Source organism: Bradyrhizobium diazoefficiens, from assembly GCF_016616235.1.
GTDB lineage: Bacteria > Pseudomonadota > Alphaproteobacteria > Rhizobiales > Xanthobacteraceae > Bradyrhizobium > Bradyrhizobium diazoefficiens_H.
This window is the reverse complement of the sequence record NZ_CP067100.1, coordinates 6,320,895-6,334,855: the sequence shown is the minus strand read 5'-3', so window position 1 is coordinate 6,334,855 and position 13,961 is coordinate 6,320,895. Positions and strand designations below refer to the sequence as shown.

Here is a 13,961-nt window from a genome sequence, read left to right as displayed (position 1 = left end):
GGGTTTCGGCATGACCATGATCCCAAAACCGCCAGACCGCAGCGCGCTCGAGCAGGAGCAGTTCCTTAAGATATTGTCGCGTGAGGAAGCTCTGGCGCGCTTCGAGACGGCGTTGTTTCCGCGTGCCGTTCCGAATGAGACGCGCAAGCTTGGCGATGCGCTCGATGCGGCGCTCGCCGAAGACATCAGGGCACCGATCGATGTCCCGCCGTTCGACCGCTCCAATGTCGACGGCTTTGCCGTGCGCTCGTCCGACCTCGCCGCGGCCGGCGAAGGCGCGCCTGTTCGCCTTGCGCTGAACGCCGAGACAATCCATTGCGGCACCGCGCCGGCGCTGCAAGTCGCAGCGGGAACCGCAACGCCCATTGCGACCGGCGGTCCGCTGCCACGCGGTGCCGACGCCGTCGTCATGGTCGAGCACACCCAGCCGGCCGGCTCGGATGCGATCGACGTCCGCCGCGCGACATCGCCCGGCCAATTCGTCTCCTACGCGGGCTCCGACATCGCACGCGGCGAAGCGCTGCTGCGCGCCGGCACGATCATCGGCTCGCGCGAGATCGGCATGCTCGCCGCCTGCGGCATCGCCGAGGTGAAAGTCGCGCGCAAGCCGCGGGTTGCCGTGATCTCCACCGGCGACGAGCTGGTGCAGCCCGGCGAAGCGCTCGCGCCGGCCGCGATCTACGACACCAACGGTGCGATCGTCACCGCGGCGATCAATGAGAATGGCGGCGAGGCGATCTTCCTCGGCGCCATTCCAGACGATGAGGCAAAGCTCGAAGCCGCCATGCGCAGTGCGCTTGCGGCTTCCGACATGCTGGTGCTCTCAGGCGGCACATCGAAGGGCGCCGGTGACCTCTCCCATCGCATCATCGGCCGGCTCGGCCAACCCGGCATCATCGCGCATGGGGTTGCGCTCAAGCCCGGCAAGCCGCTGTGCCTCGCGGTCTGCGACAACAAACCGGTGGTGATCCTGCCGGGCTTTCCGACCTCGGCGATGTTCACCTTCCACGACATGATCGTGCCGGTGCTGCGCAGGATGGCCGGCCTGCCGCCACGCTCCGATGCAAAGGTGAATGCGACCGTGCCGGTGCGCATTGCCTCCGAGCTCGGCCGCACCGAGTTCGTCATGGTCTCGCTGGTCGAGGGCAGGAGCGGCCTGATCGCCTATCCCTCCGGCAAGGGCTCCGGTGCGATCACGTCCTTCGCGCGGGCCGATGGTTTTCTGCGCATCGATGCACTCGCCGACCAGATGCCGGCTGGCACTGAGGCCGAGGTGACCTTGTTCACGCCGCATGTGCGGGTGCCAGATCTCGTGATCGTTGGCAGCCATTGCACCGGCCTCGACCTCGTCACAGCGCGGCTCGCGCATGCCGGGCTGACCGTGCGTTCGATTGCGGTCGGCAGTCTCGGCGGACTTGCCGCAGCGAAGCGTGGCGAATGCGATCTCGCGCCGATCCATCTGTTCGATGACAAGAGCGAGACCTACAACACGCCTTACCTCGTCGAAGGGCTCGAGCTCGTGCCGGGCTGGCGGCGGATGCAGGGCATCGTCTTCCGCAAGGACGACAAGCGCTTCGAGGGGCTCGGTGCGAGGGAGGCGGTCGCCGCCGCGCTCGCAGATCCTGCCTGCATCATGGTCAACCGCAATCAGGGTGCCGGCACCCGCATCCTGATCGACCGCCTGCTCGGCGGCGCGCGTCCGGAGGGCTACTGGAACCAGCCGCGCTCGCACAACGCGGTTGCCGCGGCCGTCGCGCAGCACCGGGCCGATTGGGGCATGACCATCGCGCCGGTCGCCCATGCGGCCGACCTTGGTTTCATTCCGTTCGCGGAAGAGCATTATGACTTTGCGCTGGTCAGAGCGCGCAAGCAGCGTCCAGCCGTGCAGGCCTTTCTCGATGCACTCGGCTCGGACGAGGCGCGCACGGCGCTGGAGCAAGCGGGCTTCCGGCCTGCATAGGAGTAGACGACGACGCGGCGGTCAAGCCGCGCACAAATCAGGGTGGGGACGCGATGGCTAGGCCGCTTTCGGTTGCGATCGTCGGTGCCGGCATGGGCGGGCTTGCAACAGCCGCGGCGCTCCGGCGGGTCGGCATCGACGTGATGGTTTACGAGCAGGCCTCCCAATTCGCCCGCATCGGCGCCGGCATCCAGATCGGCTGCAACGCCATGAAGGTGTTGCGGGCTCTCGGGCTGGAGGCGCGGATGCGCGGTCAGTCGTTCTACCCGCGCTCCTGGAATAACCGCGACTGGAAGAGCGGCGAGATCAAGTTTGATATGATCTTCGGCGAGAGCGCTGAGGAGAAGTTCGGCGCGCCCTATCTGCTCGCCCATCGCGGCGATCTCCACGCGGCGCTGGCGAGCGTGGTGCCAAATGAATTCGTGAAGCTCAACCACAAGCTCGTCGGCCTCGACGAGACCGGCGAGGGCGTCCGGCTCACCTTTGCCAATGGCACCAGCGCCGTTGCCGATGCCGTGGTCGGCGCCGACGGTGTGCATTCGACAGTGCGCGATATCCTGTTCGACACCGCACCGGTCAGGTTCACTGGCCGCATCGCCTATCGGACCACCTATCCCGCGGCGCTGCTCGGCGGCGAGACGATCGACGACTGCACGAAATGGTGGGGCGAGGACCGCCACATCGTGATCTATTACGTCAAGCCGGATCGCAGCGAGGTCTATCTCGTCACCAGCCAGCCGGAGCCGGAGTTCCGCATCGAGTCCTGGTCGGCGAAGGGTGACGTGCGCGATCTCCGCGCGTCGTTCGAAGGCTTTCATCCGCAGGTCGGCAAAGTGCTGGCGGCGTGTCCCGACGTGCACAAATGGGCGATCATGGATCGTGAGGCGCTGGCGCGCTGGGCCGACGGCAAGGTGACGCTGCTTGGCGATGCCTGTCATCCCATGACACCTTATATGGCGCAAGGCGCGGCCATGGCGATCGAGGATGCCGCCGTGCTGTCGCGCTGCCTCGACGGCGTCGGCCGTGACGGCGTCGCAGATGCCTTCCGCCGCTTCGAGGCGACGCGTAAAGAGCGGACGACGCGCGTGCAGGAGACCTCGCGCGCCAACATCTGGCTGAGAGAGCGGACCGATACCAGCTGGGTCTATGGCTACGACGCCTGGTCGGTGCCGCTGGCGGCTTGAGCCAATTGCCAAGCGCTAACTGTATTGACCCGCCTCATCCAAACCCGCCAGCCGCTCGGCTTCGGCGATATCCTCGACCGTGTTGGCATTGAAGAACGGATCGAGCGGCTCGGCCGGCCATGTCACCGTCGCGAGCGGATAGCGCGCGGTCCAGCGGTCGATCTTGCGGAGGTCCTCGACCACCAGCGCGTGGCGCAGCTCGTTGCGCAAGGCGACGCGCCACAATCCGATCACCGGGTGAGATTGTTGGCCTGATGCGGCGACCGCGAGCTGCGCGTTCTCCCGCGTCCGGGCTTCATGCAGGCGGGCGACCAGATCGCGCGGCAGGAACGGGCAGTCGCCGGCGGCGCTGAGCACCCATTCGACGTTCGGACGGTTCGCCGCGGTCCAGTCGAGCGCGGCGAGGATGCCGGCGAGCGGGCCGGGGAAGCCGGGCACGTCGTCGGCAACGACCTGCAAACCGAATGCGGCGAAACGGGCGGGATCGCCATTGGCATTGAGGATCAGCCCGCTGCATTGGGGCGATAGGCGCGCGATCACGCGCTCAAGGATCGTGCGACCGCCGATGGTGCGCATCGGCTTGTCGCCGCCGCCCATGCGGCGCGCGAGACCGCCGGCGAGCAGCACGCCAAGAGTTGGTGGAACGCTCGTTGCCGGAATGTCAGTCGTCACCACCTTCACCCTTGCGCTTGTGCTTCGCCGACTCTTCTTCGACGTAAGCGAGGTTCTGGTCGTAGACGATGCGCTCTTCGCCCGCGAGTACGATGAAGCGCTTGCCGCGGGTGCGGCCGACCAGCGTCAGGCCGACTTGTCTTGCGAGATCGACGCCCCAGGCGGTGAAGCCGGAGCGCGACACCAGGATCGGAATGCCCATGCGCACGGTCTTGATCACCATCTCGGAGGTGAGGCGTCCCGTGGTGTAGAGGACCTTGTCGGAGGCATCGACGCCGTGGCGGTACATCCAGCCGGCGATCTTGTCGACGGCGTTGTGGCGGCCGACGTCCTCGGTGTAGCAGAGCGGCGTGCCTTCCTTGCACAGCACGCAGCCATGGATCGCGCCGGCCTCGAGATACAGCGAGGGCATGGTGTTGATGGTCTGGGTCATCTGGTAGAGCCAGGAGGTGCGCAGCTCCGCCTTCGGCAGCGCGACGCTCTCGACCGCCTCCAAGAGGTCGCCGAAGGCTGTGCCCTGCGCGCAGCCCGAGGTCTGCGTGCGCTTCTTCAGCTTGGCCTCGAAATTCGTGTGATGCTCGGTACGCACCACGACGACCTGGAGATCGTCGTCGTATTCGACATCAGTGACCGCGTCATTGTATTTCAGCATGTTCTGGTTCAGCAAATAGCCGAGTGCCAGGTATTCCGGATAGTCGCCGATCGTCATCATGGTGACGATCTCCTGCGAATTCAGGTAGAGCGTCAGCGGCCGCTCCATCGGCACCTTGATCTCGACCCTGGCGCCGGTCTGGTCGGTCCCGGTCACGCTCTCCGTCAGGCGCGGGTCGTCCGGATTGGGGGCGATCAGGGGTACCGGGGCTTTGTCGATCTTCATCATGGCCGTGACGTTAGCATGACATTCGGGTCGAGCCGATATAAGCATGCTCACGATGATGGAGAAGGCGGTTCCGGCCGCGGAGATCGAACGGTTATGAAAGTCATCGGCCTTGCGGGCTGGAGCGGTGCGGGCAAGACCACGCTGTTGACGCGGCTGATCCCGCATTTCAATGCGCAGGGCCTGCGCGTCTCGGTCATCAAGCATGCGCATCACCAGTTCGACGTCGACGTGCCCGGCAAGGATTCCTGGCGCCATCGCGAGGCCGGTGCGGCCGAGGTGCTGGTGGCCTCATCAAACCGCTGGGCGCTGATGCACGAGCTGCGCGGCGCGGCGGAGCCGCGGTTGCCGGAGCTATTGAGCAAGCTATCCGCCGTCGATCTCGTCGTGGTCGAGGGTTTCAAGCGCGAGCCGCATCGCAAGATCGAGGTACATCGCGCCGCCAACGGCAAGCCGCTGCTGTTTCCCGATGATCCCGGAATAGCCGGGATCGCGACCGACACTGCCATTGAAACCCGGCTGCCGACCGTCCATCTCGATGATATCCCGGCCGCAGCCGCGTTGCTGCTGCGTGCGGCGATGCCGGTCGAGGAAGTGGTGGCAAGAAGCGGCGCGATACGCTGACGAGGCACCATGGCGCAACTGTCGGACGATTGCTTTGCCTTTGGCGGACCGATGCTGTCGGTCGACGAGGCCGTTGGGCTGATCACGAGCCGCGTCAACGCGATTGCGGATCTCGAAACGGTGGCGCTCGTCGATGCCGACGGGCGCGTGCTGGCGCGCGACATTGCCGCACCGCTGCCGCTGCCGCCGTTCACCAATTCGGCCGTCGACGGTTACGCCGTGCGTAGCGCCGATCTTCCGCAGAGCGCGGAGCAGGCATTGCCGCTCGATGGCCGCATCCAGGCCGGCGGGGGTGCGCATGCGCCGATCAAGCCGGCCCACACGGTGCGCATCTTTACCGGCGCGCCGCTGCCGCCGGGGGCCGAAACGGTCTTCATGCAGGAAGATGTCCGCATCGATCAGGCTGGCAAGGTCGTGCTGCCGCCGGGACTGAAGCCGGGCGCGAATGTTCGTCCTGCGGGCGAGGACATTCCCCAAGGACATGTCGCGCTGCGCGCCGGCCAGCGCCTGCGGCCGCAGCACCTCGCGCTCGCGGCGGCATTCGGACTAACGCGGCTCGACGTCGTCAGGCGCATCCGCGTCGCGGTGTTCTCGACCGGCGATGAGCTGGCTTCGCCCGGCGAGCCCCGCGCCCCCTCGCAGCTGTTTGATTCGAATCGCTTCATGCTGATGGCGATGCTGCGCCGGCTCGGCTGCGAGGTCAGCGATCTCGGCATCCTGCGCGACGAACGAACTTCGCTCGCCAACGGCTTAAAGCAGGTTGCCGGCGGCCATGACCTGATCCTCACCACCGGCGGCGTCTCGACCGGCGAGGAGGATCACGTCAAGGCGGCGGTCGAGAGCATCGGCTCGCTCGTACTATGGCGGATCGCGATCAAGCCCGGCCGTCCCGTCGCGATGGGCATCATCGCTGGTACGCCGCTGATCGGTCTGCCCGGCAATCCCGTGGCGAGCTTTGTCACCTTTGTCCATGTGGTGCGGCCCACCGTGTTGGCGCTGGCCGGCAGCCTGCAGGAACAGCTTTTGCCGATCCCGGTGCGCGCGGCGTTCACCTACAAGAAGAAGATCGGCCGCCGCGAATATGTTCGCGCGACCTTGCGGCGCGGAGAGGATGGCGTCCTGGAGGCGGTCAAGTTCCCGCGTGAAGGCGCCGGTCTGTTGTCTTCGTTGGTCGAGACCGATGGTCTCGTCGAGCTCGGCGAGGACATCATCCATGTCGAGCCGGGACGAGGCGTAGGTTTCTTGTCCTACGCAGAGCTGCTCTAGGTTCTCGCGTTGACGCCAATGATTGGTCTCGCCATGTTGCGCCCATGACCAGAACGACGCTCGACCTCACCGGGCTGAAATGCCCGCTACCCGCTCTAAAGACCCGCAAAGCGCTCAAGCCGCTGCAACCGGGCGATCAGCTCGAAGTGCTCTGCACCGACCCCCTGTCGGTGATTGATATTCCGAACCTGATTCGCGAGACCGGCGACATGGTGGAGATCACCGAGCGCAGCGACGCGCGCATCGTATTCTTGATAGAAAAGACAAATGGTTCGATAGAGAGCGTCAATGGTGCGCTGCGTTCTTGAGAACGTTACCGCGTTGATACCGACCTTTTGTCTATCGACATCGATCACGGCTTCTGCCCCAATGGACCTTCTCCGCGCAGGCGCGGAGGTTGAGTCTTGTCTGCGAGACGCGGATTAACGGGCCACGCACGAAGCCTGCAAGACGTATCGGGCATAGGGCCCCGTTTGAGGGGTTAACTTTTCAGGCACGCGTGACGATCCTGGCGCGTGCCGGGTGATTGTGCGGAGCAGCAGGGACAGCAGCTGCGCGGCGATGGGCTGAAGACCAGGATGTGGCAGCAGGTCCGCTCAGAAGGGCGGCTGTAGGGGAGGAATGCATGACGACAGTCGAGAGCGCTGGAAGGATTTCGCGCGCTGGCGCAGGTTTTCTTGATCGCGAACGGACCATCGCGACCGCCGGGTTCAATCGCTGGCTGGTGCCGCCGGCGGCGCTGTGCATCCATCTCTGCATCGGCATGGCCTATGGCTTCTCGGTGTTCTGGCTGCCGCTGTCGCGTTCCATCGGGATCACGCAGAGCAAGGCATGCCCGGACATCTCGCTGTTTCAGGAACTCTTCACCACGACCTGCGACTGGAAGGTCGCAAGCCTTGGGTGGACGTTCACGCTGTTTTTCGTCCTGCTCGGCGTCTCGGCCGCGATCTGGGGTGGCTGGCTTGAGCGGGTGGGCCCCCGCAAGGCCGGAGTTGTCGCCGCGCTATGCTGGGGTGGCGGTCTGCTGGTCGGCGCCTTCGGCGTCTATGTCCACCAGCTCTGGATCATGTGGCTCGGCGCCGGTGTGATCGGCGGCGTCGGTCTCGGTCTTGGCTACATCTCACCGGTGTCGACCTTGATCAAATGGTTCCCCGACCGCCGCGGCATGGCGACCGGTATGGCCATCATGGGATTCGGCGGCGGCGCCATGATCGGCGCACCACTCGCCAACCTCTTGATCAACTATTTCAAGTCCCCGACGGATGTCGGCGTCTGGCAGACCTTCGTCGTAATGGGCGTGGTCTATTTCGTCTTCATGATGATCGGCGCCTTCGCTTATCGCGTGACGCCGCCCGGTTGGCAGCCAGACGGCTGGACGCCGCCGAGCGAAAAGAAATCGATGATCTCCGAGCACCACGTGCATCTTAACAACGCGCACAAGACGCCACAATTCTGGCTGATCTGGTGGGTGCTGTGCCTGAACGTGTCAGCAGGCATCGGCGTGATCGGCATGGCCTCGCCGATGTTGCAGGAGATCTTCGCGGGCAAGCTGATCGGTCACCCGGAGCTGACCTTTGGGCAGCTGTCGGTCGAGCAGAAGAGCGTCATCGCCGGCATCGCGGCCGGGTTCGCCGGCCTGTTGTCGTTGTTCAACATTGGCGGCCGGTTCTTCTGGGCCTCGCTGTCGGATCATATCGGCCGCAAGAACACCTATTACACGTTCTTCATTCTCGGCATCGTGCTCTACGCACTGGCGCCGACCTTCGCGGCGATGGGTTCGAAGCTGCTGTTCGTGCTCGGCTTCGGCATCATCCTATCGATGTATGGCGGTGGCTTTGCGACCGTGCCGGCTTATCTGGCCGACATGTTCGGAACCCAGTTCGTCGGCGCCATTCACGGCCGGCTGCTGACGGCTTGGTCGACTGCGGGCATTATCGGGCCGGTAGTGGTGAACTACATCCGCGAGTTCCAGCTCGCCGCCGGCGTGCCGCGCGACCAGCTCTACAACACCACCATGTACATTCTCTGCGCCATGCTGATCGCGGGCCTGATCTGCAATTATCTGATCAAGCCGGTTGATCCGAAGTGGAACATGAGCGAGGAGGAGGTCGCGAGGCTTCAGGCCGCAAGCGCCAAGAGTGAAGCGGCGATCCAGCACGGCTCGTTCGGCATCGGAAAGGGCGGACTTGACGTGTGGGCGGCGCTTTTCTGGGCCTTTGTCGGCGTTCCGCTTGCTTGGGGCGTGTGGAAGACGCTTGAAAGCGCGGTGAAGATCTTCTGATCGCAAACCCACATCGCCGCGGGATGGCCGCCGTTCGGCTTCCCGCGGCGTTGCCTGCCAAATGATCGAGAATGGGACCCAGGGGGACACTTATGCTTCGCACCCGTATCTGCCTTGCCGCCGTGCTGCTGGCCGCAAGCTTTCATGTCGCGTCGGCGCAAACCGCAGCGGCGCCTGCCACCACGGCGCCGGCTGCAACGACCAACGCCAAGCCGCCGGGCAAGATGAAGCTCACCATGCAGAAGCTGAAGGACATGAAGGCGAAGTGGGCCGCCAACAAGCCCAAGCTGAAGGCGTGTCGGGCGGACGTGAAGTCCAAGGGGCTCACCGGCGACGACCGCTGGTTCTACATCGAAGAATGCATGAACAAGACGTGAGGGCAGGTTCCACCTGAGTTGGTGCGAGGGGGCGTGGCAGGACGGCTGCCCGTCCCCTAAATGGTTATAGACACGTTCTAAATTTCCTTGCATCTGGCATACCAGAGGCTAGAGTCGTGTCCAGCAAGAGCGTGATCATCGCGGCTTTTTGAGGAGAACGCGGCGTTTCCATGAGTAGCAACGACGACGTTCACAAGGTCAGGGAATTCGAGCATCCGGGCGAGGGGCGCCGGCGCGCCAAGGCTACGCCCAAGGGACGGCAAGTCGATCCGACCGCCGCGCACGAGATCGAGCAGTTGCTTGGCGACAGGCCGCGGCGGCGCGATCTGCTGATCGAATATCTGCACCTGGTCCAGGACAAATATCATCAGATCTCGGCCGCGCATCTCGCCGCGCTGGCCGACGAGATGAAGCTCGCCTTCGCCGAAGTGTTCGAGACCGCGACGTTCTATGCGCATTTCGACATCGTGAAGGAAGGCGAGCCGAGCATTCCGCCGCTGACGATCCGCGTCTGCGATTCGCTGACCTGCGCGATGCTCGGCGGCGAGAAGCTGCTCGCGGATCTGCAAGACGCCGCCGGTCCCGGTATCCGCGTCGTGCGCGCGCCCTGCGTCGGCCGCTGTGACACCGCGCCCGCCGCGGAAGTCGGCCATAACTTCGTCGACCACGCGACCGTTGCCAGTGTGATGGCCGCGGCGAAGGGCGGCGATACCCACGCGCATCTGCCCAAATACGTCGACTACAACGCCTATGTCGCCGATGGCGGCTACAAGCTGCTGGGTCGTGTGCGCTCCGGCGAATTGTCGAAGGACGACCTGCTGAAGGCGCTCGACGGCGCCTCGCTGCGCGGCCTTGGCGGCGCCGGCTTCCCCACCGGGCGCAAATGGCGCGCGGTGCTGGGCGAGCCCGGTCCGCGGCTGATGGCGATCAACGGCGATGAGGGCGAGCCGGGCACGTTCAAGGACCGCTATTATCTCGAAACCGACCCGCATCGCTTCATCGAGGGCATGCTGATCGGCGCGCATGTGGTGCAGGCCTCGGATGTCTACATCTATCTGCGCGACGAATATCCAGCCTCGCGTGAGATTCTCGAGCGCGAGATCGCAAAGCTTCCGCCAGCCGGTCCGACGCTGCACATGCGCCGCGGCGCCGGCGCCTATATCTGCGGCGAGGAATCCTCGCTGCTTGAAAGCATCGAGGGCAAGCGCGGCCTGCCCCGGCACAAGCCGCCTTATCCGTTCCAGGTCGGCCTGTTCGGCCTGCCGACGCTGATCAACAACATCGAGACACTGTGGTGGGTGCGCGACATCGTCGAGAAGGGCGCCGACTGGTGGAAGGGCAACGGCCGCCACGAGCGCCACGGCCTACGCAGCTTCTCGGTTTCGGGCCGCGTCAAGAATCCGGGCATGAAGCTTGCGCCCGCGGGCATCACCGTGCGCGAGCTGATCGACGAACATTGCGGTGGCATGGCCGACGGCCATCAGTTCTACGCGTATCTTCCGGGCGGCGCGTCCGGCGGCATCCTGCCGGCCTCGATGGACGACATCCCGCTCGATTTCGGCACGCTGGAAAAATACGGCTGCTTCATCGGCTCGGCCGCGATCGTGATCCTGTCGCAGAAGGACAGCGTGCGCGCGGCGGCGCTGAACCTGATGAAGTTCTTCGAGGATGAAAGCTGCGGTCAGTGCACGCCGTGCCGTGTCGGAACCCAGAAGGCGGCGCTGCTGATGCAGAAGCCGGTCTGGAACCGCGCTCTTCTGGAAGAATTGAGCCAGGCGATGCGCGATGCCTCCATCTGCGGGCTGGGACAGGCGGCATCGAATCCGCTGTCCTCCGTGATCAAATATTTCCCTGACGAGTTCAAGGAAGCGGCCGAATGACCAAGATTACGTTCGAGCTCGACGGCAAGCAGGTCGAGGCCAAGCCGGGCGAGACGATCTGGCAGGTCGCCAAACGCCAGGGTCGTGAGATCCCGCATTTGTGCTATTCGCCGGCGCCGGACTATCGCCCGGACGGCAATTGCCGCGCCTGCATGGTCGAGATCGAGGGTGAGCGTGTGCTCGCGGCATCGTGCAAGCGCACGCCCTCGGTCGGCATGAAGGTGAAGACCGAGTCCGCGCGCGCGACGGCTGCGCAGAAGATGGTGATGGAGCTGCTCGTCGCCGACCAGCCGGCGCGCGAGACCTCACACGATCCGGAATCGAAATTCTGGCACTGGGCCGAGACGACAGGCGTTACCGAGAGCCGCTTCCCCGCCGCCGAGCGCTGGGCGACCGACGCCAGCCATCCGGCGATGCGCGTCAATCTCGATGCCTGCATCCAGTGCGGCCTCTGCGTGCGCGCCTGCCGCGAGGTTCAGGTCAACGACGTCATCGGCATGGCCTATCGCAATCATGGTTCCAAGGTCGTGTTCGACTTCGACGATCCCATGGGCGAGTCCACTTGCGTTGCCTGCGGCGAATGCGTGCAGGCCTGCCCGACCGGCGCGTTGATGCCGGCGGTCATGCTGGACGAGAAGCAGACCCGCGTGACTTACGCGGACAAGAAGGTGGACTCGCTCTGCCCGTTCTGCGGCGTCGGCTGCCAGGTCACCTACGAGGTCAAGGACGAGAAGGTGATCTATGCCGAGGGCCGCGACGGCCCGGCCAACCACAACCGTCTTTGCGTGAAGGGCCGCTTCGGCTTCGACTACATCCACCATCCGCATCGCCTCACAAAACCGCTGGTGCGGCTGCCGAATGCGAAGAAGGATGCCAACGACCAGGTCGATCCCGCCAATCCCTTCACGCATTTCCGTGAAGCGAGCTGGGAAGAGGCGCTCGACATCGCCGCCAAGGGTCTGGTCAAAATCCGCGACGAGAAGGGCGTGAAGGCGCTGGCGGGTTTCGGCTCTGCCAAGGGCTCGAATGAAGAGGCGTATCTGTTCCAGAAGCTGGTGCGCACCGGTTTCGGCTCCAACAATGTCGACCACTGCACCCGGCTGTGCCACGCCTCGTCGGTCGCGGCCCTGTTCGAGGGCCTGAGCTCCGGCGCCGTGTCGGCGCCGTTCTCGGCCGCGATGGACGCCGAGGTGATCTGGGTGATCGGCGCCAACCCGACCGTGAACCATCCGGTTGCCGCGACCTTCATCAAGAACGCGGTCAAGCAGAACGGCGCCAAGTTGTTCGTGATGGACCCGCGGCGGCAGACGCTGTCGCGGCACGCGACCAAGCATCTGCAGTTCAAGCCCGGCTCGGACGTCGCCATGCTGAACGCGATGATCAACACGATCATCACCGAAGGCCTGACCGACGACCAGTACATCGCCGGCTACACCGAGGGGTTCGAGGACCTCAAGGAAAAGATCAAGGAATTCACGCCGGAGAAGATGGAGCCGATCTGCGGCATCCCGGCGCAGACGCTGCGCGAGGTGGCGCGGGCCTATGCGCGGGCAAAATCGTCGATCATCTTCTGGGGCATGGGCATCAGCCAGCACGTTCACGGCACCGACAATGCGCGCTGCCTGATTGCGCTGGCGCTGATCACGGGTCAGGTCGGCCGTCCCGGCACCGGCCTGCATCCGCTGCGCGGCCAGAACAATGTGCAGGGCGCTTCCGACGCGGGCCTGATCCCGATGTTCCTGCCGGACTACCAGCCGGTCGGCCGCGACGACATGCGCGGCGCTTTCGAAAAACTGTGGGGCCAAGATCTCGATCCCGTCCGCGGCCTGACCGTGGTCGAGATCATGAACGCGATCCATGCCGGCGAGATCAAGGGCATGTATATCGAGGGTGAGAACCCCGCGATGTCCGATCCCGATCTCCAGCACGCGCGCCATGCGCTCGCGATGCTCGATCATCTCGTGGTGCAGGATCTCTTCGTCACCGAAACCGCGTTCCACGCCGACGTCATCCTGCCGGCCTCGGCGTTCGCGGAGAAGGACGGCTCCTTCACCAATACCGATCGCCGCGTGCAGCTCGCGCGCCAGGTGATCAAGCCGCCGGGCGACGCGCGCCAGGATCTCTGGATCATCCAGGAGATCGGCAAGCGCATGGGCCTGCCGTGGAATTATTCCGGCCCCGGCGACGTTTACACCGAAATGGCGGAGCTGATGCCGTCGCTCAAGAACATCAGCTGGGAACGGCTGGTGCGCGAAGGCGCGGTCACCTATCCGGCCGATGCGCCCGACAAGCCCGGCAATGAGATCATCTTCACCACGGGCTTTCCAACCGCGAGCGGCCGTGGCAAGATCGTGCCGGCCCACGTCATCCCGCCTGATGAAGTTCCCGACGACGAATATCCGATGGTACTCTCAACCGGCCGCGTGCTGGAGCACTGGCATACCGGCTCGATGACGCGCCGCGCCCAGGTGCTCGACCAGATCGAGCCGGAGGCAGTCGCGTTCATGTCGCCGAAGGACATGCGCAGGAAGAGCCTTGTCCCCGGCGACTTCATTCGGCTGGAGACCCGCCGCGGCGCGGTCGAGGTCAAGGTGCGCTCCGATCGCGACGTACCGGAAAACATGGTGTTCATGCCATTCTGCTACGCGGAAGCGGCGGCCAACCTGCTCACCAACCCGGCGCTCGACCCATTCGGCAAGATCCCCGAATTCAAGTTTTGCGCGGTGAAAGCCGAGCGTGCGGAGATGCGGGACGCAGCGGAGTAGGGCTCGTCGTCACCGCCATGAGGCTTGCCACACAAACCGCTGTCATGCCCCGCGCAGGCGGGGCATGACAGTACG

11 protein-coding genes are annotated in these 13,961 nt (G+C 64.9%); 9 read left to right on the top strand and 2 right to left on the bottom strand.

Annotated features, from left to right (window positions below; genetic code table 11):
• The first annotated feature begins 10 nt into the window (after positions 1-10).
• Together JJB99_RS30140 and JJB99_RS30135 are read left to right on the top strand one after the other, a co-directional pair.
• Positions 11-1,960 (top strand): molybdopterin biosynthesis protein, encoded by a 1,950-nt coding sequence (locus tag JJB99_RS30140; RefSeq protein ID WP_246775031.1) that lies wholly within the window; start codon positions 11-13, stop codon positions 1,958-1,960.
• 53 nt (positions 1,961-2,013) lie between these two features.
• The gene (locus tag JJB99_RS30135; RefSeq protein ID WP_200495863.1) at positions 2,014-3,144 is read left to right on the top strand and encodes an FAD-dependent monooxygenase; all 1,131 of its coding nucleotides are present in this window, start codon (positions 2,014-2,016) and stop codon (positions 3,142-3,144) included.
• A 15-nt stretch (positions 3,145-3,159) separates the two neighbouring features.
• Here JJB99_RS30135 and mobA read toward each other — a convergent pair whose 3' ends face one another.
• Entirely contained in the window at positions 3,160-3,825 is a 666-nt protein-coding gene (mobA, locus tag JJB99_RS30130) for a molybdenum cofactor guanylyltransferase MobA (protein WP_200495862.1), read from the bottom strand.
• Positions 3,806-4,696, bottom strand: a complete 891-nt coding sequence (fdhD, locus tag JJB99_RS30125) for a formate dehydrogenase accessory sulfurtransferase FdhD (protein ID WP_200495861.1) — start codon at positions 4,694-4,696, stop codon at positions 3,806-3,808. Before fdhD ends, mobA begins: the two co-directional genes overlap by 20 nt.
• Before the next feature lie 93 nt (positions 4,697-4,789).
• Between fdhD and mobB the strand changes: the two genes are divergently transcribed.
• The 7 genes from mobB (at position 4,790) to fdhF (ending at position 13,886) form a co-directional block, all read left to right on the top strand.
• Positions 4,790-5,317 (top strand): molybdopterin-guanine dinucleotide biosynthesis protein B, encoded by a 528-nt coding sequence (mobB, locus tag JJB99_RS30120; protein WP_200495860.1) that lies wholly within the window; start codon positions 4,790-4,792, stop codon positions 5,315-5,317.
• Positions 5,318-5,326: 9 nt separating this feature from the next.
• Positions 5,327-6,583 carry a molybdopterin molybdotransferase MoeA gene (locus JJB99_RS30115; protein ID WP_200495859.1) on the top strand — a complete coding sequence of 419 codons (1,257 nt, stop codon included), beginning with the start codon at positions 5,327-5,329 and terminating at the stop codon, positions 6,581-6,583.
• A 44-nt stretch (positions 6,584-6,627) separates the two neighbouring features.
• Positions 6,628-6,891 carry a sulfurtransferase TusA family protein gene (locus JJB99_RS30110; protein ID WP_200495858.1) on the top strand — a complete coding sequence of 88 codons (264 nt, stop codon included), beginning with the start codon at positions 6,628-6,630 and terminating at the stop codon, positions 6,889-6,891.
• Between the two features lie 317 nt (positions 6,892-7,208).
• The gene (locus JJB99_RS30105; protein WP_200495857.1) at positions 7,209-8,864 is read left to right on the top strand and encodes an OFA family MFS transporter; all 1,656 of its coding nucleotides are present in this window, start codon (positions 7,209-7,211) and stop codon (positions 8,862-8,864) included.
• A gap of 92 nt (positions 8,865-8,956) precedes the next feature.
• Entirely contained in the window at positions 8,957-9,241 is a 285-nt protein-coding gene (locus JJB99_RS30100) for a hypothetical protein (protein ID WP_200495856.1), read from the top strand.
• 170 nt (positions 9,242-9,411) lie between these two features.
• Positions 9,412-11,121 (top strand): NADH-ubiquinone oxidoreductase-F iron-sulfur binding region domain-containing protein, encoded by a 1,710-nt coding sequence (locus tag JJB99_RS30095; RefSeq protein WP_200495855.1) that lies wholly within the window; start codon positions 9,412-9,414, stop codon positions 11,119-11,121.
• Positions 11,118-13,886, top strand: coding sequence for a formate dehydrogenase subunit alpha (gene fdhF, locus JJB99_RS30090; protein WP_200495854.1), 2,769 nt, complete (start codon positions 11,118-11,120; stop codon positions 13,884-13,886). Before JJB99_RS30095 ends, fdhF begins: the two co-directional genes overlap by 4 nt.
• Positions 13,887-13,961 lie beyond the last annotated feature (75 nt).

Coding starts and splice junctions, on each gene's coding strand:
- JJB99_RS30140 (WP_246775031.1), top strand. CDS start 11: ATGACCATGATCCCAAAACCGCCAGACCGCAGCGCGCTCGAGCAGGAG.
- JJB99_RS30135 (WP_200495863.1), top strand. CDS start 2,014: ATGGCTAGGCCGCTTTCGGTTGCGATCGTCGGTGCCGGCATGGGCGGG.
- fdhD (WP_200495861.1), bottom strand. CDS start 4,696: ATGATGAAGATCGACAAAGCCCCGGTACCCCTGATCGCCCCCAATCCG.
- mobB (WP_200495860.1), top strand. CDS start 4,790: ATGAAAGTCATCGGCCTTGCGGGCTGGAGCGGTGCGGGCAAGACCACG.
- JJB99_RS30115 (WP_200495859.1), top strand. CDS start 5,327: ATGGCGCAACTGTCGGACGATTGCTTTGCCTTTGGCGGACCGATGCTG.
- JJB99_RS30110 (WP_200495858.1), top strand. CDS start 6,628: ATGACCAGAACGACGCTCGACCTCACCGGGCTGAAATGCCCGCTACCC.
- JJB99_RS30105 (WP_200495857.1), top strand. CDS start 7,209: ATGACGACAGTCGAGAGCGCTGGAAGGATTTCGCGCGCTGGCGCAGGT.
- JJB99_RS30100 (WP_200495856.1), top strand. CDS start 8,957: ATGCTTCGCACCCGTATCTGCCTTGCCGCCGTGCTGCTGGCCGCAAGC.
- JJB99_RS30095 (WP_200495855.1), top strand. CDS start 9,412: ATGAGTAGCAACGACGACGTTCACAAGGTCAGGGAATTCGAGCATCCG.
- fdhF (WP_200495854.1), top strand. CDS start 11,118: ATGACCAAGATTACGTTCGAGCTCGACGGCAAGCAGGTCGAGGCCAAG.